This is a genomic window from Brucella pituitosa, from assembly GCF_965577835.1.
GTDB lineage: Bacteria > Pseudomonadota > Alphaproteobacteria > Rhizobiales > Rhizobiaceae > Brucella > Brucella pituitosa.
Window position 1 is genome coordinate 954049 of the sequence record NZ_OZ264093.1, and the last position, 17075, is coordinate 971123.

Genomic DNA, 17075 nt, shown 5'->3' on the forward strand with positions numbered 1-17075 from the left:
CCCGTTCCTTCATGCCGTGTTCCTTGTGCGATGTTTGGATCGACCGAAGAATAAGCATAAAAGTTAAAGTGTTACGGCGTCTCGTCATCTCTTTTAGCGCCGCTGTTAACTCTGAAAGATCAACACAATGGCCTATGTGATGGACTTCGCTCCGGTGTTTGCCCGAGCTCCAGAGCTTGTAACCGGCGCAATCAACACGATAATTCTGTCTGCGGAGGCGATCGCTATCGGCCTGACGATCGGTCTTGCCGTGTCTCTGCTGCGGTTTAACGGTCCGCGTTGGGGCAGGAATATCGGCGCGATCTATGTCGAAGCATTCCGCAACACACCGCTTCTGGTGCAACTCTTCCTGATTTATTTCGGTTTGCCTTATACAGGGATCAAACTCGATGCCAATCAGGCAGCAATTTTTGCGGTGTCGCTCAATCTTGGCGCCTATTCGGCGGAGATATTTCGCGCTGGTCTGGTTGCAATTCCGAAGACCCAGATTCAGGCTGGACTGGCACTTGGTTTGTCGCAGCTGCAGGTCATGCGCTATGTGGTTTTGGTTCCAGCCTTGCAGATTGTGTATCCTGCACTAACGGGACAGCTGACGCTGACTTTGTTGGGCACTTCAATTGTGTCGGCGGTTTCAGCAAAAGAACTGACCATGGCGGCGGGGACCATCGAGTCCCAGACGTTCAGAAGTCTTGAAACCTTCCTGATCGTGGCTGCCATCTATATTTGTATCACCTTCTTTTTCCGCTTCATCTACATGCTGTTTGGCCTTTGGCTGTTCCGCCGCCGCGTGGATGTCAGCAATGAGACGGCTGCATTGATGCTCGACGTACAGGAGCAAAAGCCATGATCCAGTCATTCGGATGGACAAGCATACAGTTCCTGATCCAAGGCCTTTGGTGGACGGTCGGTCTTTCACTCATCACTTTTGTCTGCGGCGGTTTTCTGGGATTGCTCTTTGCGCTGGGTCGCTCGCTGGGACCAAAATGGCTGCGCTGGATCATCATGGGCTATATCCAGCTCGTGCAGGCAACGCCGCTTCTGATCCTGTTGTTCCTGTCGTTCTACGGCTTGAGCTTCCTTGGGTTCTACTTCCCGCCACTGGCTGCCGCAGCGATCTCGCTGACGATTTATACGACGGCCTTTTTGGCGGATATCTGGCGCGGATGTATTGAATCCATTCCGCGTGCCCAGTGGGAAGCCTCGGATTCACTCGCGCTCAGCGGACCACAAACCCTGCGTTATGTGATCTTGCCGCAAGCATTCCGCATCGCTCTCGGACCAACTGTTGGTTTCATGGTGCAGGTGATCAAGAATACCTCGGTAACGGCCCTGATCGGCTTTGTCGAACTCACCCGTGCCGGACAGCTTCTGAATAATATGACCTTCCAGCCTTTCCACGTCTTTCTGACTGTTGCGGTGATGTATTTCGCCCTTTGCTATCCGTTGTCGTGGTGGAGCGAGAAATTAAAGGAGCAGAAAAATGCCAGCGCTGCGCATTGATAACCTGCAAAAATCTTTCGGATATCTTCCTGTGTTGAAGGGCGTGAACCTTTCGGTCGAACCGGGCGAAACAGTCGCGGTAATCGGGCGGTCCGGTTCGGGCAAGAGCACCATGCTTCGCTGCATCAATGGGCTTGAGTTGTTTGACGCCGGGTCGATTGAGGTGGTTGGACACAAGCTGGATGGCACCAACAAACGCCTGCGCGATTTGCGCAAGGAGGTGGGGATGGTGTTCCAGAGCTATAATCTGTTCCCCCATTTAACGGTCGCTGAAAATATCAAGCTGGCGCCACGCATCGTCAAAAACGTGCCCAAGGCGGAGCAAGATGCGCTGGTCGATGAAGTGTTGTCGAAAGTCGGCCTGCTTGAGAAGAAAAACGCTTATCCGGATTCCCTATCCGGCGGGCAACAGCAGCGCGCAGCGATTGCCAGATCATTGGCGATGAAGCCGAAAGTCATGCTGTTTGACGAAGTGACCTCGGCGCTTGATCCGGAGCTGACCGGTGAGGTTTTGAAGACCATAGCCGAACTCGCCAAAACTGGCATGACCATGCTTCTAGTCACGCATGAGATGGGTTTTGCCCGTCGTGTCGCGACCCATACCGTTTTCATGCACGAGGGCAAAGTCTGGGAGGCTGGCCTTTCCGAAGACCTTTTCGCAAATCCTAAAACGCCGGAGTTGCAGGCCTTTATTGCCTCCGACGTGAAGTGATCCAACTAAATTCTATTCCCCACATAACAACTGACTCAAGGAGAGAGCAGTGCCTGTAGTTGAAAATCTTAAACTGGCCGAAAAGCTACGCAATGGCGAAGCGACATTCGGTACGACATTCTACACCGGTTCGACGACAGCAATCGAAGTTGCTGGCAACTGGGGTCTGGATTTCGCATTCATTGACGCCGAACATACACCGGTCAATATCGATACCCATATGGAAAAGCTGGTGATGGCAGCACTTCTGTCGGGTATTGCACCGTTGGTCCGCGTTCGCGGCACCAATGAATGGGATATCCGCAAGTCGCTCGAAATCGGCGCAACCGGCGTTATCGTACCGCAGGTCAATACAGCGGAACAGGCCCGCGCTATCGTGCGCGCTGCAAAATTCCCACCTTATGGTCGTCGTGGTGGTGATGCGTCCTGCCGTGCCGCAGGATTTGCCGGACCGGGCTTTCAATGGTCGTCCTATATGGAACGTGAGAACGCCAATAAGCTTGTAATCCCAATGGCTGAGAGCTTTGAGTTCTTCGACAATATCGATGAAATTCTCGATGTCGAAGGCATTGACGTCATCAACTTCGGCCCAGCCGATTACTCAATCTCGCGCCGCATTTCTATCGACTATTCGATGTCGCATCCGGAAGTCGATGAGAAGCTGAGCGAGCTCATCGAGAAGTGCCATGCGCGCGACATCAAGGTTATGGCCCCATGCATTCCGCCGGTTGCTGAAAGCGTGACTGCGCTCAAGAAGAAGGGCGTGGACATGATCATCATGGGCAATGATGTGATGTTCCTCAATGAAGGAAACCGTCGCGCACGCGAAGCCATCGACACGTCGGCCAAGGCATAAAATCTGCGAGGAGAACACAATAATGACTGATATTTTTAGCGTCAAAGATCGCGTTGCGGTTGTAACAGGCGGACTTGGGCAGCTGGGAACGCAGTTTTCCAAGTCGCTGGCCGAAGCCGGTGCAAAAGTGGCGATCTTCAGCCGTCGCCCGTTCACACGTGAGCAGATTGCTGAAAAGTTTCCCGGACTTGAAGACCGCATTCGTGTCTATGAAGCAAGCGTCACGGATAAGGCCGCGCTGGAAGCTGCGACCAAGCAGTTGATCGCCGATTGGGGTGTGCCACATGTGCTTGTCAACAATGCGGGCATCGATTCAAAGCCAGACGGTTCAGCAGAGCAGAATGCACCGTTCGAGGTCTATCCGCAGAAATTCTGGGATGACATCATCGATACCAACCTCACCGGCGTTATGCTGACCAGTCAGGTTATCGGCAGCCACATGGCTTCTGAAGGTCGGGGTTCGATCATCAATGTTGGCTCGATCTATGGTCTGGTTTCACCCAATCAGGCACTTTACGCCTATCGTGAAAAGCGCGATGGCGTTCCCTTTATCAAGGCGATTTCCTATGCGGCTTCCAAGTCGGGCCTGATCAATCTTACGCGCTATCTTGGCACCTATTGGGGTGAAAAGAACGTTCGTGTGAACCTGATTTCGTTTGGTGGTGTGAAGACCGCAAGTTTCGATAAGGAATTCATCGATGCCTTCCTTGATCGCGTGCCAATGCGTCGTCAGGCCGAGATCAATGAATATAACGGCATCATCCGTTTCTTGGCATCCGATGCTTCGTCTTACATGACCGGTTCGAATGTCGTGGTGGATGGTGGCTTTACAGCCTGGTAATTGTTGAGGTTTTCCCTGACTGAATGGGAGCCGGATTTGCTTGCGAATATGTCGAAAACTTGACATATAATGCGATTTTACATATGACATATGTCATAACTCTAATTTATAAAGAAGTGCCTTATCTCGGGCTTCGGAGCTGTAAAATGGTGATAGGTTCGGTCTCTCCACATGTCGATCGCGGCAAGCTGCATATGCATATTGTTGCAACGATCGAGGCACGCATTCTGTCAGGGGAACTTCAAGTCGGAGAACGTCTTCCGTCAGAAGCGGAAATTGGCAGGACATTCGGTGTCAGCACGCGATCCGTTCGCGAAGCCATGCAGGTTCTTGAGACCAAAGGTCTTGTGCGCCGCAAGCACGGTGAGCGAGCCGAGGTGGTGCGGGATGATGTGGGCGAATTCATGGATTCGCTTGTCTCGTCTGTTGGATCACTCTTTGCGCGTGATTCCTCCTATCTCGTTCAGGCGATGGATGTACGTCGTCTGATCGAAGTGGATGTGGCTGGGCGACTTGCATCGGGTGAGGGGCAGTTGCGCGATGGCGTCACAGCAGCGCTCGATGTCATGCGCCAGTCTGCCGGGGATAATGATTTTTCCCGCTTTGCAGAGGGTGATGCGGCCTTTCATAGGGCGCTGGTTCAGTCTTTGGGCAATGAAATTCTGTCTTCCTTACATGCAAACCTGCACTCGCTGATTTCAGAAGTGATCAAGGTTTCAAGCCGGGTCCCGCGCAAGAAGTTGAGTGCGGGGCTTGCAGAACATGAGAATATTTACGGGCTGATCGCAGCAGGTAAAGCCGGTGATGCGCGCGAAGCAATGCGTGAACACATCACCAACAGCACAGCTTATCTCGAACAGGCGATCAGACAATCCAGAAACAGGCCTGAAACGGGCTAAAACGGAAGAACGAAACAATGAGCAGCTATGATTATTCGCGCGTCAACTGGGATGCCATCAAGCGTCTTTCGCGCTGGTACTCCGGCGACATTCAGGACGTCATGGACAAGCACGGCTTCTATGGCTTTCTGCAGGGTCTCAGCCTGCAAAGCGTGTTGAAGCCTGGTCAGGTTATTTGCGGTCCCGTCCACACTGTTCTTTATGAAAAAAGCACACGGACCGGTCAGCCACAGGATGTCTATCACGGCACGATTGATTCAGTCGTTGATGGCGGTATTTTGCTGGTGGATGCGTCTTGTGCCGAAGGCTCGGGTACAGGCGAGCTGATGTCGACAGGTGCAAAAACAGCAGGCGCCGCTGCAACCATCGTCAATGGCACGGTACGCGATATCGCCGAAGTGAAGAAGCTCGACTACCCGCTGTTCGCGCGCGGTGTAAGTCCGGTCGGTGTATCAGGACGAATGGAGCCAACCAAGTCGCAGGTTGAGCTGAACATCAATGGCGTTCGCGTGCGTCCGGGAGATGTGATCTTCGCTGATATCTCCGGTGTCGTGGTTATCCCGGAAGAACTGGTTGCCGTCATAGCGGACGACGCAGATGCCAATGGCGATGGTGAAATCCAATGCCGTGAACGCATTTTGTCGGGTGAGAAGCTGCAGAGCGTCTGGCCTTTGGGATCAACCGGTCCTGTCTGATCAGAGCAGTTGAACTGCTTGTTGAGGACAAAGCATCGGTTCCAGAGGAGGAGACCACATGCAGGATATCATTCTTGTCGCCAACGGTGACTTGCGTGAAAGCGCAAACATTCAATGCTGGCCCGAACAGGCCAATATGGAAAGCCGCCTTGTAGCGGCAATCGAAAAACTGGGTCGGAAAGCGTCGCGCGGACATGGCGTTGATCGAAAAACCGGCCACGGTTTCATCGCAACGCAAAAGCAGGGCATTGAAGTCTTCTCCAAGATTGATCGCTATGCGCCGCTGATTGTTGCCGAGGCAGTCTGGCAATATTCGCAGAACGTTCTGGCCGGATTGATTGCTCATCGCGGACCAATCCTGACAGTTGCCAACTGGTCGGGAACCTATCCCGGTTTGGTTGGGCTGCTCAATCTCAACGGATCGCTGACCAAGGCGGGTGTTGAATATGCGTCGCTCTGGAGCGAGGATTTCACGGATCAGTGGTTTCTCGACAAGCTTGATGAGTGGCTGAAAACCGGCAAGATTGCCTCACATGATACATCGCATGTGACGCAGTTTGATAACGCGCATGTGCCGCCGCATCTTGTCGAACAGGCTTCGCACATCGCCAAAGACCTCATTGAAAATCGATCCATTATGGGCATTTTTGATGAAGGCTGCATGGGAATGTATAATGCGATCATTCCCGACGAACTGTTGTTTCCATTGGGCGTCTTCAAAGAGCGCCTGTCGCAGTCAGCGCTTTATCATGCGGCAATCAATGTTTCGCAGGATGAGGCCCGGCAGGCTTATCAATGGTTGCTCGATGCCGGGATGACCTTTCATCTTGGCAAAGACGATGCGCAGGAGTTGACGGAAGCGCAGGTGATTGGTCAATGCCAGACCTATATTGCTGCTGTGCGCATGGCAGAGCAGTTTGGGTGCGAAACAATTGGCATTCAATATCAGCAGGGTTTGAGAGACTTGCTCCCGGCGTCCGATCTTGTTGAAGGGCTGCTCAACAATGAGGATCGCCCGCCAGTGCGAAATGCGGAAGGGCAGATCATCCGTGACGGCAAGGCTGTGGTTCACTTCAATGAGGTGGATGAATGCGCCGGTCTTGATGCTTTGATGATCAACCGTCTGCATCGCGCTCTTGGGGAACCTGTCGAAACGACACTCCATGATCTGCGTTGGGGCGATGCGGATCATGGTGGCACGACGGGCGATTACGTCTGGGTGTTCGAGATTTCAGGTGCAGCACCACCGGCGCATCATGAGGGCGGTTATCGTGGCTCGGATTCTGTGCGGCAGCCACCCATGTTCTTCGCCAAAGGTGGTGGCACTCTGCGTGGCATTGCCAGGCCGGGTGAACTTATATGGTCGCGTATCTATGTTGAAGACGGGCGTCTCAAAATGGATATTGGCCGCGGTAAAGCGGTGTCGCTCTCTTCTGAAGAGACCGAAAGGCGCTGGGATCTCACCAATCGCGAATGGCCGATGATGCATGGCGTGCTTTATGGCGTAACCCGCGATCAGATGATGGCGCGTCACAAGGCCAACCATATTCAGGTGGTCTATGCGCGTGATGTGTCAGCCGCTGATAACGCAATGCTGACTAAGGCCAGTCTCGCGCATCAGCTGGGCATTGAGGTTCATCTTTGCGGAACACGCGCAAACGGTTCTTCGCTGCAATAGGTCAGCAAAAAACCGGTTCCGATTTTCTGGCCGATGTTGTAGCCAAGACGCTGCATGGTGCGCTGATTGTGGCGCGCCATGCTTGCATGGGAGGCGTAAGGTGGACGTATTTCTGGGTGTTGATGTCGGAACGGGCAGCGCACGGGCAGGGCTCTTTACACGCGATGGAGAATTGCTTGCGAGTGCTAAGCAAAATATTCGTATGTGGAAGCAGGGCTCGGATATCGTCGAGCAATCCTCGGACGATATCTGGCAGGCTGTTTGCAACTCAGTGGCGGCAGCGCTGAAGCAGGCAAAAATTGCCCCGGAATCCGTCAAAGGCATTGGTTTTGATGCCACCTGTTCGCTGGTTATTCTCGACAAAGAGGGCAATCCATTGCCCGCGAGCCCTGCAGGAGAAGCGGAACGAAATATCGTCGTCTGGATGGATCATCGTGCCCGCGAACAAGCCGAACGCATCAACGCGACAGCCCATCCCGTTTTGAAATATGTAGGTGGCCGCATTTCGCCAGAAATGGAAACACCGAAGCTGCTCTGGTTGAAGGAAAACAACCCTCAAACCTTCAATACCGCGGGCCTTTTTTTCGATTTGCCTGATTATCTCACCTATCGTGCAACTGGTAGCCATTCGCGCTCACTCTGTACGGTGGTTTGCAAATGGACCTATCTTGGCCATGAAAAACGCTGGGATGAAGACTATTTCCGCACTATCGGTCTTGGTGTGCTGGCCGATGAAGGTTTTGCCCGCATAGGAACTGACATCGTTGATATTGCGGCCCCATTGGGGCAGGGCCTGACTGAGCAGGCTGCAAAGGAACTTGGACTTCTTGCTGGTACGGCTGTCGGCGCCTCTCTCATCGATGCCCATGCAGGTGGTGTAGGCACCATTGCAGGCAGTGCGGATAGCGATAGCGCTGTCGATATGCGCTCACGGCTGGCGCTGATTATCGGCACCTCCGCCTGCACGATGAGTGTTACAGAGAAGCCTGCCTTTGTGGATGGCGTCTGGGGTCCTTATTGGGGTGCGATGATGCCTGGCCTCTGGCTCAATGAAGGCGGGCAGTCGGCATTTGGTGCAGCGACTGATTATCTGGTTGGTATGCATCCTTACAAGGCCGAGGCCGAGAAGGAAGCGGCAGCCAAAGGCCTGTCGCTCCTCGATTATCTTGAACAACTCGCTATCGATGCTGCGGGGGAGCTTTCAAAAGTGGCGCTTCTGGCAAAGGGGCTTCATGTCGTGCCGGAGTTTTTGGGCAATCGTGCACCAGATGCCGATCCCGAAGCCACTGGCACGATCACGGGTATCAAGCTTGATGCATCCCGCGAGAATCTGGTTCGTCTGTTAGTCGCTGGCCTTTGCGGACTGGCTTATGGCACAGCAGACATTCTAGACGCACTGACTGCCAAGGATATTCCCATCCGCTCGATAATCGTCAGTGGAGGCGCTGCACGAAGCGCGCTCATGCGCCGGATATTGGCCGATGCAACGGGACTGGAAGTGGCCCTGCCGACTTCAGCAGAACCAGTTCTGCTTGGCTCTGGTATCGCAGGTGCGAGCGCTTTTGAGAAAAGCGATTTGTCTCAAGTTGCAGCCAGCATGAGCGCCATTGCTGAAACAATTGAGCCGCAGAAAGGCTTGGTCAGCGAATTCCATGCTGCCAAGCGCGATATCTACAAAGATCTAAAGCGCAGCGAGCTCGCTGCGCGTCGGTTAATGCAGAAGTTCTGATCGGGATTATTTCCCTGCCTTCGGCGCCTTGAAGACGGGAAGTGGGTAAGTTTTCCCAAGAACGATCCCCGCTTCTCGTAAAACGTTTTCCGGCGCCGCAAACGGCTTGTGGATCCAGCGATCTGGCAGGGATGCGATTTCCGGCACCCATTCGCGCACATATGCACCACCGGTATCAAACTTATCACCCTGTAGAACGGGATTGAACACGCGGAAATAGGGGGCCGCATCCATGCCGCAACCAGCAACCCATTGCCAGCTTCCAGGATTGCTGGCGATATCGGCATCAACAAGCGTATCCCAGAACCATTTTTCGCCTTCACGCCAGTCGATCTGCATGTTTTTGCTCAACACCGATGCCACAAGCATTCGTACGCGGTTATGCATCCAGCCTGTGGCCCAAAGCTGACGCATACCGGCATCAATCATCGGAATACCGGTATTACCCTTCTTCCATGCCCCCAGTGCTTGCGGGTTACTTTGCCACTGAATATCGGCAAGCGTGTTGCGCATATCGTTTTCGGCAATGTCAGGACGATAATAGAGCTGGTGATAATGGAAATCGCGCCAGATCAGTTCGGAAAGAAACTTCTCGCCACCGGTCTGGGTGTTTGGATGCTCATCCATCAACGACAGCGTTGCGTACCATGCCTGTCGTGGGCTGATCTCTCCAAAGCGGAGGTGCGGCGAGAGTTTGGAGGTTCCTTCGACATCAGGCCGGTCACGATCGCCAGCATAGTTTTGAGTAGTTTCATCGAAGAAATGATATAACTGATCAATAGCCGCCGCTTCGCCTATTTCCCACAAACCAATCATCTTTTTTGACCAGAACGGTTGCTTGTAAGCTTCCCGTTTTTGCCTGCCCGTAGATTGCTCGGCTTTCCAGTCAGACGAGGAGAGTGGTCGGGTTACACCCTGCTGACGTAGCGTTCTGGCATAGGGTGTGAAGACCTGATAAGGACCGCCGCCACCTGTTTTGATCTCCCATGGTTCCGACAGAAGATTGCCAGCAAAGGATTCAACATTGAGGCCTTTGTCTTTTAATCTGGATTTGACGATTGAATCAACGTCCCGCTCCTGCGGAGCATAACGCCGGTTCCAGAAAACGGCATCAAAGCCGTTTTCTTCGATCAGTTTTTCGATGATATCGAGTGCTTCGCCTCGCGCTACAAGCAAATTGACATTGCGTTCGTTGAGACTCTTTTCAAGCGAATTAAGGCTCTGCTCCAGCCACCAAAGCACAGCTCCGCCGGGCGAGCGCAATTGCTGATTGGTCTCATGTACATAAAGCGCTGTGATCTTGCCACCGAGCTTAACCGCGGCATGAAGGGCAGGGTTGTCGGCAAGACGCAGATCGTTGCGCAACCAGACAAGCACATTCGCAATCATAGAATAATCCTTATTTGACAGGCTTCAAAAGATAGTGCCCGACGCCCCAGACATCACCATTTTCATGGCCAAATAGCCCGGCAGTTGCGAGAAAGAAAAGCCGCCAGCGGCGTTCCCAGAGGCCAGCATCCTGCACGTAAACCTGTTGCAGAATTGGCCTGATCTGATCAATCGAATTGTCGAAATTCTTGAGCCAATCCAAAGCTGTTTGCTGATAATGCCTGCCCGACCAGCGCCAGTCCTGTTCGACCATGAAGAGATCGCCGAAGCGGTGGGGGAGATCGAAGGCGGGCATGATGCCACCGGTGAAGAAGTGATGGGCAATCCAGTCGGCAGGATTTTCATGATTGAAGCGATAGGAGCGATCGCGGTGGGTGAAGACATGGATGAACAGTCTGCCATCCGCATGAAGCCATCCGCGGACGCGTTCAAACAATGATTGCCAGTTCGACATATGTTCGAACATCTCAACCGAAACCACCCGATCAAAGCGCTGGTCGATTGAAAAGCCGTTCATATCTGCTGTGATGACCGTGAGGTTTTTAAGACCACGCGTCGCTGCCTGTGCTTCGATATAGGTGCGCTGTGGTGCAGAATTGGAGACTGAAACGACGTGGGAATTGGGGAAGTTCTCAGCGAGATAAAGCGACAGGGAACCCCAGCCGCAGCCAAGCTCCAGAATATTCATTCCGTCCCTGAGGTCGGCATGGCGCACGGTTTCGCTTAGCGCATAGGTTTCGGCGTGTTCGAGGGTGGTGTTTTTATCGGGATAGAGACAGCAGGAATATTTGCGCTGTGGCCCCAGCGCCAGTTCAAAGAAATGCGGGGGCAATTCATAATGCTGGCGATTGGCGTCATCGGTATGGGTGGCAACAGGAAAATTCTTCATGGTTTGAAGAAAATCCTGTTCGATATCTTCCGGCGTTTCCGCCAGCCGTCGCTTGGTGCGGCCACAGAGATAATCGATACCGGCTAGCGTGATCGTGTCACTCAGAGGAACGCGTTCTGCCGCATTGATTGCATATGCCAGCATATTCATGTTGAGGCTCCTGATCCGTGTGAATTGTTTCGGGGTCCGGGGAAAAACGCATTGACGCGATGTTGAAGGGCGCGGAAATTTTCACCGCGCGATTTCAGCATGTGTTCTTCGAGCGGCGGGATGCCTGAGACATGCACCAGCAGCCAATACATCTGAATAGGCGCGAGCAACGACAGCCAACTCCATGGCGAGGTGGTGATCGCCATCAGTGGCCACGCGCACCAGAACAGCCATTCGAAGAAATAGTTTGGATGTCGCGAATAGGCCCATAGACCTGTTTCGCAGACTTCGGTTTTGGCCTCTGGTGTTTTGCGAAACTGTGCGAGCTGCGCGTCAGAAAGCGCTTCGCCCGTGAGCGCTATTGCGATGACTGCAACCGCAATAGCGTCCCAAAAATGCGGAAAGTCGGGTCGGCTTATTACCGCAAGATAGACTGCCAGAACCAGAATGAATGCGGCCGATGCCTGTATTTGTAAAAACCAGAAAAGGCGCTTTGAAGCATCAGCGCCCCATTCTTTCATAAGCTTTGCATAACGCGGGTCTTCACCATGTCCCATGCTTCTCTGGGTAATGTGCAAACCAAGACGCAGCGACCACATAAGAATAAGGAGCAGGATCGCTGAACGGCGCTGCCACGACGCATTTGCTAGAAGGACGGCGATAACAGACCCCACACCCACTGAGAACGACCAAATCGCATCAATCCAGCCGCTTTTGCCGGTCTTCTGCTGAAGCGCCCATGCAAAAACCATGATGGCAGACAGGCTTATCGCGACAATCAAAAGCAGACCGAGTTGCATGACAGACCTTTGGTCATGAGTGCATTTCCTACATGCAATACGTTCAGTCTTGCCTTTTGGTTTCCTTAGTCCGCTGAAAAAATGAAAAAATTTCGGCACAGGATTGAACCAATTCCCTTCTCAAAACGTAAGACGATGAAAATGCAGCAAAGACACTGCGAAGAGAGGGACTTATGGATATCACGAACCATCCCGGCAGCTCTAAACGTCTCAAGATCGCGGTTATCGGCAGCGGGATTTCCGGATTGTCGGCTGCGTGGCTCCTCTCGCAACGCCATGATGTCACTGTGTTTGAAGCGGCAAACCGCATCGGCGGGCACAGCAACACTGTCGAATTTGCAAGCAGCGCCGGAAGCGTCGCGGTTGATACGGGGTTCATTGTCTATAATGAAGTAACCTATCCAAACCTGACAGCACTCTTCCGCACGCTAGAAGTCCCTACAGTCTCATCGAACATGTCTTTTGCGGTTTCAGTCGGAAATGGCGCCTACGAATATTCGGGTGGTACGGGACTGGGTTTATTCGCCCAACGCTCCAATCTTGTAAGCCCACGCTTCTGGTCGATGATCCGCGATCTTTTGCGCTTTTATCGCAATGCGCCCAAAGATATGAAAATGATGGGCAGCAATTCACTTGATGATTATTTGACACGAAATGGTTATGGCAGAGCGTTTCGTGAGGACCATCTTTATCCAATGGCGGCTGCGATCTGGTCCACGCCTGCCATGGAGGTCGGGCGTTATCCGGCTGCAAGCTTTGTGCGCTTTTGCTGCAATCATGGCTTGCTTGATCTGCGGGGGCGCCCGATTTGGCGAACGGTGGAAGGCGGTAGCCGCGAATATGTGAAGCGTATCACGAAGCCTTATGCGGACAACATCAAACTCTCAACACCGATTAAAACAGTGCGGCGCTCTGGAAATGCAGTGGAGCTGGTCGATGGAAACGGTGTTTCCTATGCATTTGATGATGTGGTTATCGCAACCCATGCTGATCAGGCGCTACGAATGCTTGACGATCCAAGCGTTGAGGAAAGCCACATTCTTGGGGCATTTCAATATTCCCGCAATGAAGCTGTGCTTCACCGCGATGCCTCGCTTATGCCCAAGCGCCGCGCAGCATGGTCGAGCTGGAATTATCTGACCAATTCAGCAACGGGACCATCGCAGCCATCTATTACCTATTGGATGAACCGCTTGCAGCCATTGGGCGCAGCTCCTGATATGTTTGTTACGCTCAACCCATGTCGTGCGCTGCGTGAGGATCTGGTCATCCGCCGCGAGATCTATGAGCATCCAATTTTCGACATGGCGACCGATCGCGCGCAGAAGGAAATCTGGTCTTTGCAAGGCCGACGGCGGACATGGTTCTGCGGGGCGCATTTTGGCTCAGGCTTTCATGAAGACGGTCTTCAGGCAGGATTGGCGGTTGCTGAAGACTTGGGCGGATTGCGCCGTCCATGGCAGGTAGAGCAGGAAAGTGCACGCATCGTCCGCCATGCTGTACCCACCAGGGAAAGGGCGCTGGGATGACCGAGCTCTTCCAATCTGCGCTTTTTCCCGGCCACGTCACCCATACGCGCTTGCGGCCAAAGGTTCATAAGCTTGGCTACAAGATTTATTCGCTATTGCTTGATCTAGACGAGTTGGAAGCCCTTCACAGCAGGTTGAGGCTGTTTTCGGTCAATCGCTTCAATCTCTTTTCTTTCCACGAGAAAGACAGAGGTAACGGTTCAGTGACACCGCTTCGCGAGCAGGTGGAAGATGCCATGCGCGGTGCAGGCATTGAGCCGGATGGCGGTGCCATTCGATTGCTCACAATGCCGCGGATTCTTGGTTGGGCGTTCAATCCGCTCAGCGTCTTCTTTTGCTACAATCGCGGGGGCGAGTTGACGGCCATTTTGTGGGAAGTCGACAATACGTTCAAACAGCGCCACGGCTATATGATCCCTGTCGATGGCGAGCAGAACGGTCGGATCGTTCAGAGCTGCGACAAGGCGTTTTACGTCTCACCCTTCATGGACATGAAGCTGCGCTATGAGTTTGAAGTGCTGTCACCGGCAGACAAACTCATGATCAGGATCAACAGCTTCGATGATGAAGGGCTGTTGCTGACTGCACGTCATCTCGCCCGCCGGGTAAAGTTGAGCGATGCGGCGCTGTTACGTGCCTTTTTTACCATCCCGTTTCTCACCTTGCGTGTTGTCGGCGGCATCCACTGGGAAGCGCTGAAAATTTGGGCGAAAGGCATAGGGTTTCGTAAGCGCCCGCAGCCACCACAGTTTCCCGTCACCCATATTCGGACTGAAAATCCACCGCAGAGGAACAGGGCAGCATGAGCCAGCTAGACGATTTCTCTCATTTTCCGGCTGCGCCCACGTCGGTTCATGCAGGCTTGAGCCCATCCTCGCGCATATTGCGGCGACTGCTCAATCAGGTCCGTCATGGTCGTTTGGTCATTGCACTGCCTTCGGGAAAAATTATTTCAGCACAAGGAACCGTCCCCGGTCCTGAAGCCAACATTGCAATCAAAAGCTGGCGCTCGCTGCGCCGTCTGTTGACCGGCGGCGATATCGGTTTTGCTCAAGCCTATATCGATGGTGACTGGGAAACACCTGATCTGACGTCCGTCATCCGTTTTGCAGCCCGCAATCGCGACACGTTGCTTTCCACTTTGCGCGGATCACGCTGGATGCGGCTGATGCATCGGTTGGGGCATTTGCTCAATGCCAATACAAAGCGCGGCAGCCGCAAAAACATTGAGGCTCACTACGATCTCGGCAATGATTTTTATCGCCGCTGGCTTGATCCATCGATGCTCTATTCATCGGCGATCTGGAACGAAAAGACACCCACACTTGAAACTGCGCAGGAATATAAGTTGCAGTGCATTAGAGAAAAGCTGGCACTCGAAGGCGGCGAAAAAATTCTGGAAATCGGCTGTGGTTGGGGTGCCCTGGCGGGCTATCTGGCGGAACATGGCGATGCCTACGTAACTGGTATCACCTTGTCTCCGTCTCAGCTTGCATGGGCGAATGCAGGGGTGGCTGAGACCGGCCAAAGCGATGCAGTTGATCTGCATCTTCAGGATTACCGCGATGTTGAAGGTCAGTTCGACCGCATCGTCTCCATCGAAATGTTTGAGGCAGTTGGTGAAGCCTATTGGCCTGATTATTTTGCGACGCTGAAGCGTTGTCTCAAGGCAGATGGTCGTGCCGTGTTGCAGATTATTTCGATAGAGGATGCCCGCTTTGAGGATTATCGCCGCAAGGCAGATTTCATCCAGAAATTCATTTTCCCGGGCGGATTTCTACCTTCAGACAAGGTGTTGGAGCGGCATCTCGCCAAGGCCGGACTGGTGCTGAAAGAAGTGGAACACTTCGGTCATTCCTATGCTCAGACCCTCGCAGAATGGCGCTATCGTTTTGTGTCCAACTGGTCGGAAATCGAAAAGCTGGGCTTCGATCATCGGTTCCGGCGGCTGTGGGAATATTACCTTTGCTATTGCGAAGGTGGGTTTCAGGAAGGCGCGATCAATGTCGGCCTTTATACGATTGAGCATGAATAAAAATCGGGTCCACTGATGCAGGAGGCGTCGATGAAATGGATACTGACGATTACCATGATGATACTGTTATTTCCCGTTTCGGCGCAGGCTACTGATATTAGTGGTAACTGGGCGCGGGGCGATGGCAAGGCGCGCGTTTGCATCGCCGAATGCGGCAAGGATATCTGCGCCACCAACACGTGGATCAAGCCCGGAACGGCCAAGGAAAAGACCGGTGACCGACTGGTCATGAGTATCAATCAAACAGCGGACGGCCAATATTCGGGCACTGCCTTCGATCCGCAGCGCAACCTGACCTACAAAATCAGCGTGAAGGTGGACGGCGATAAAATGACAACCAATGGCTGCGTTCTGGCCGGTCTTTTATGCCGGAATGTTGGTTGGTCCCGCATCAATTGAGAGAGTAATGATATTGATGAAAACCTATCTTACGGCCTATCTGGTCACGGCAATCGCCTTTCTGGCTATTGATTCAGTCTGGCTCTCCAACATGGCAAATGTGTTTTATCGTCCTGTCATGGGCGATATGCTTGTGCCGGGCTTTCGCCTGGCACCGGCTATTGTTTTCTATGTGATCTTCGTGTTCGGACTGGTGTTTTTTGCGGTACGCCCGGGCCTTCTGGCTGGTAGTGCCACCGTTACGCTCATTCATGGTGCGCTTTTGGGGTTTGTCGCCTACGCAACATACGATCTGACCAATCAGGCGACGTTAAAGAACTGGTCGTGGACTCTGACGATTGCTGACTTGATCTGGGGCACTGTTCTCTCTGCAGTGTCGGCCTATATTGGCTATTGGGTAACGTCGCGGATCAGCGGATAGATCGGAATAAACATATGCAGAAATTAGGTCTCCTAGCCGTCTTTGCCTTTGCCATTGTTGTCATAGGAATGGCAATCGGTATCGGCTTTCCGCCGGGCGAATGGTATGCGTCTTTACAGAAACCATGGTTTACGCCGCCCAATGCAGCGTTTGGTCCTGTCTGGACAATATTATATATCTTCATAGCTATCGCCGGTTGGCGTACATGGATAAGCGATACGGGATGGCAGCGTCGCGGACCTTGGTTTGGTCAGATGCTGCTGAATTTTCTCTGGTCACCGGTCTTTTTCGGAGCGCATCTGACAGTGCTCGGACTGGTGGTTATTGTTGGTGTTTGGCTTTGCGTGCTGCTTTTCATTATTCGCGCATGGCAGCCTGATCGTATCTCTGCGCTGTTGTTTGTGCCTTATCTCGTCTGGCTATCGCTTGCGACGGCTTTGAACGCTGCAATTATCGTGTTGAACTAGAGTATTTCCAGTTTCAATCGAAACATTGGAAATGCTCTATCTCTTTGTTTTTACGCGCATCTTGTTCCGAAAACTGGTTCCCATTT

18 protein-coding genes are annotated in these 17075 nt (G+C 52.9%); 15 read left to right on the forward strand and 3 right to left on the reverse strand.

Going from position 1 to position 17075, the window contains the following annotated elements; genetic code table 11:
• Window positions 1-127 precede the first annotated feature (127 nt).
• The 9 genes from ACSME1_RS15600 to ACSME1_RS15640 all read left to right on the forward strand — a co-directional run bounded on the left by ACSME1_RS15600 (window position 128) and on the right by ACSME1_RS15640 (window position 8910).
• Window positions 128-847, forward strand: coding sequence for an amino acid ABC transporter permease (locus ACSME1_RS15600; protein ID WP_024900185.1), 720 nt, complete (start codon window positions 128-130; stop codon window positions 845-847).
• Window positions 844-1500 carry an amino acid ABC transporter permease gene (locus ACSME1_RS15605; protein ID WP_024900186.1) on the forward strand — a complete coding sequence of 219 codons (657 nt, stop codon included), beginning with the start codon at window positions 844-846 and terminating at the stop codon, window positions 1498-1500. The genes ACSME1_RS15600 and ACSME1_RS15605 overlap by 4 nt, the downstream gene beginning before the upstream one ends.
• Window positions 1481-2212 (forward strand): amino acid ABC transporter ATP-binding protein, encoded by a 732-nt coding sequence (locus ACSME1_RS15610; protein WP_024900187.1) that lies wholly within the window; start codon window positions 1481-1483, stop codon window positions 2210-2212. The genes ACSME1_RS15605 and ACSME1_RS15610 overlap by 20 nt, the downstream gene beginning before the upstream one ends.
• A 49-nt stretch (window positions 2213-2261) precedes the next feature.
• Complete coding sequence (locus ACSME1_RS15615; RefSeq protein WP_024900188.1) at window positions 2262-3068, forward strand: HpcH/HpaI aldolase family protein; 807 nt, start codon at window positions 2262-2264, stop codon at window positions 3066-3068.
• Window positions 3069-3090: 22 nt separating this feature from the next.
• Entirely contained in the window at window positions 3091-3909 is an 819-nt protein-coding gene (locus ACSME1_RS15620; RefSeq protein WP_024900189.1) for an SDR family oxidoreductase, read from the forward strand.
• A gap of 146 nt (window positions 3910-4055) precedes the next feature.
• Window positions 4056-4808, forward strand: coding sequence for a FadR/GntR family transcriptional regulator (locus ACSME1_RS15625; RefSeq protein ID WP_024900190.1), 753 nt, complete (start codon window positions 4056-4058; stop codon window positions 4806-4808).
• A 17-nt stretch (window positions 4809-4825) separates the two neighbouring features.
• Window positions 4826-5503: an RraA family protein gene (locus tag ACSME1_RS15630; RefSeq protein WP_024900191.1), complete on the forward strand. Its 678-nt coding sequence runs from the start codon at window positions 4826-4828 to the stop codon at window positions 5501-5503.
• Between the two features lie 58 nt (window positions 5504-5561).
• The gene (locus ACSME1_RS15635) at window positions 5562-7181 is read left to right on the forward strand and encodes a fucose isomerase (RefSeq protein ID WP_024900192.1); all 1620 of its coding nucleotides are present in this window, start codon (window positions 5562-5564) and stop codon (window positions 7179-7181) included.
• A gap of 100 nt (window positions 7182-7281) precedes the next feature.
• Window positions 7282-8910 carry an FGGY-family carbohydrate kinase gene (locus tag ACSME1_RS15640; protein ID WP_024900193.1) on the forward strand — a complete coding sequence of 543 codons (1629 nt, stop codon included), beginning with the start codon at window positions 7282-7284 and terminating at the stop codon, window positions 8908-8910.
• 6 nt (window positions 8911-8916) lie between these two features.
• Here the strand turns inward: ACSME1_RS15640 and ACSME1_RS15645 are convergent, their stop codons facing one another.
• From ACSME1_RS15645 to ACSME1_RS15655, 3 genes are read right to left on the reverse strand one after another with little or no spacing between them, the layout of a single operon-like run.
• Window positions 8917-10299: a cryptochrome/photolyase family protein gene (locus tag ACSME1_RS15645; RefSeq protein WP_024900194.1), complete on the reverse strand. Its 1383-nt coding sequence runs from the start codon at window positions 10297-10299 to the stop codon at window positions 8917-8919.
• Window positions 10300-10309: 10 nt separating this feature from the next.
• Window positions 10310-11338 carry an SAM-dependent methyltransferase gene (locus ACSME1_RS15650; RefSeq protein ID WP_024900195.1) on the reverse strand — a complete coding sequence of 343 codons (1029 nt, stop codon included), beginning with the start codon at window positions 11336-11338 and terminating at the stop codon, window positions 10310-10312.
• Window positions 11335-12138 (reverse strand): DUF1295 domain-containing protein, encoded by an 804-nt coding sequence (locus tag ACSME1_RS15655; RefSeq protein WP_024900196.1) that lies wholly within the window; start codon window positions 12136-12138, stop codon window positions 11335-11337. The genes ACSME1_RS15650 and ACSME1_RS15655 overlap by 4 nt, the downstream gene beginning before the upstream one ends.
• A 173-nt stretch (window positions 12139-12311) precedes the next feature.
• On the opposite strand from ACSME1_RS15655, the gene ACSME1_RS15660 reads away from it, so the two are divergent.
• The 6 genes from ACSME1_RS15660 to ACSME1_RS15685 are packed head-to-tail and all read left to right on the forward strand — an operon-like array spanning window position 12312 to window position 16989.
• Window positions 12312-13667 (forward strand): NAD(P)/FAD-dependent oxidoreductase, encoded by a 1356-nt coding sequence (locus ACSME1_RS15660; protein WP_105707575.1) that lies wholly within the window; start codon window positions 12312-12314, stop codon window positions 13665-13667.
• On the forward strand, window positions 13664-14473 hold the full coding sequence (locus tag ACSME1_RS15665) for a DUF1365 domain-containing protein (protein ID WP_024900198.1): 810 nt from the start codon (window positions 13664-13666) through the stop codon (window positions 14471-14473). The genes ACSME1_RS15660 and ACSME1_RS15665 overlap by 4 nt, the downstream gene beginning before the upstream one ends.
• Window positions 14470-15702 (forward strand): SAM-dependent methyltransferase, encoded by a 1233-nt coding sequence (locus ACSME1_RS15670; protein ID WP_024900199.1) that lies wholly within the window; start codon window positions 14470-14472, stop codon window positions 15700-15702. Before ACSME1_RS15665 ends, ACSME1_RS15670 begins: the two co-directional genes overlap by 4 nt.
• A gap of 30 nt (window positions 15703-15732) precedes the next feature.
• Complete coding sequence (locus tag ACSME1_RS15675) at window positions 15733-16101, forward strand: DUF2147 domain-containing protein (protein ID WP_024900200.1); 369 nt, start codon at window positions 15733-15735, stop codon at window positions 16099-16101.
• 16 nt (window positions 16102-16117) lie between these two features.
• Window positions 16118-16522 (forward strand): DUF2177 family protein, encoded by a 405-nt coding sequence (locus tag ACSME1_RS15680; protein WP_024900201.1) that lies wholly within the window; start codon window positions 16118-16120, stop codon window positions 16520-16522.
• A gap of 14 nt (window positions 16523-16536) precedes the next feature.
• Window positions 16537-16989 carry a TspO/MBR family protein gene (locus ACSME1_RS15685; protein ID WP_024900202.1) on the forward strand — a complete coding sequence of 151 codons (453 nt, stop codon included), beginning with the start codon at window positions 16537-16539 and terminating at the stop codon, window positions 16987-16989.
• Window positions 16990-17075: the final 86 nt, after the last annotated feature.

What these genes read in the sequence shown, in the direction of transcription:
- ACSME1_RS15610 (WP_024900187.1), top strand. Translation starts at nt 1,481, where the DNA reads ATGCCAGCGCTGCGCATTGATAACCTGCAAAAATCTTTCGGATATCTT.
- ACSME1_RS15680 (WP_024900201.1), top strand. Translation starts at nt 16,118, where the DNA reads ATGAAAACCTATCTTACGGCCTATCTGGTCACGGCAATCGCCTTTCTG.
- ACSME1_RS15655 (WP_024900196.1), bottom strand. Translation starts at nt 12,138, where the DNA reads ATGCAACTCGGTCTGCTTTTGATTGTCGCGATAAGCCTGTCTGCCATC.
- ACSME1_RS15645 (WP_024900194.1), bottom strand. Translation starts at nt 10,299, where the DNA reads ATGATTGCGAATGTGCTTGTCTGGTTGCGCAACGATCTGCGTCTTGCC.
- ACSME1_RS15625 (WP_024900190.1), top strand. Translation starts at nt 4,056, where the DNA reads ATGGTGATAGGTTCGGTCTCTCCACATGTCGATCGCGGCAAGCTGCAT.
- ACSME1_RS15665 (WP_024900198.1), top strand. Translation starts at nt 13,664, where the DNA reads ATGACCGAGCTCTTCCAATCTGCGCTTTTTCCCGGCCACGTCACCCAT.
- ACSME1_RS15685 (WP_024900202.1), top strand. Translation starts at nt 16,537, where the DNA reads ATGCAGAAATTAGGTCTCCTAGCCGTCTTTGCCTTTGCCATTGTTGTC.
- ACSME1_RS15650 (WP_024900195.1), bottom strand. Translation starts at nt 11,338, where the DNA reads ATGAATATGCTGGCATATGCAATCAATGCGGCAGAACGCGTTCCTCTG.
- ACSME1_RS15600 (WP_024900185.1), top strand. Translation starts at nt 128, where the DNA reads ATGGCCTATGTGATGGACTTCGCTCCGGTGTTTGCCCGAGCTCCAGAG.
- ACSME1_RS15630 (WP_024900191.1), top strand. Translation starts at nt 4,826, where the DNA reads ATGAGCAGCTATGATTATTCGCGCGTCAACTGGGATGCCATCAAGCGT.
- ACSME1_RS15675 (WP_024900200.1), top strand. Translation starts at nt 15,733, where the DNA reads ATGAAATGGATACTGACGATTACCATGATGATACTGTTATTTCCCGTT.
- ACSME1_RS15670 (WP_024900199.1), top strand. Translation starts at nt 14,470, where the DNA reads ATGAGCCAGCTAGACGATTTCTCTCATTTTCCGGCTGCGCCCACGTCG.
- ACSME1_RS15635 (WP_024900192.1), top strand. Translation starts at nt 5,562, where the DNA reads ATGCAGGATATCATTCTTGTCGCCAACGGTGACTTGCGTGAAAGCGCA.
- ACSME1_RS15620 (WP_024900189.1), top strand. Translation starts at nt 3,091, where the DNA reads ATGACTGATATTTTTAGCGTCAAAGATCGCGTTGCGGTTGTAACAGGC.
- ACSME1_RS15605 (WP_024900186.1), top strand. Translation starts at nt 844, where the DNA reads ATGATCCAGTCATTCGGATGGACAAGCATACAGTTCCTGATCCAAGGC.
- ACSME1_RS15660 (WP_105707575.1), top strand. Translation starts at nt 12,312, where the DNA reads ATGGATATCACGAACCATCCCGGCAGCTCTAAACGTCTCAAGATCGCG.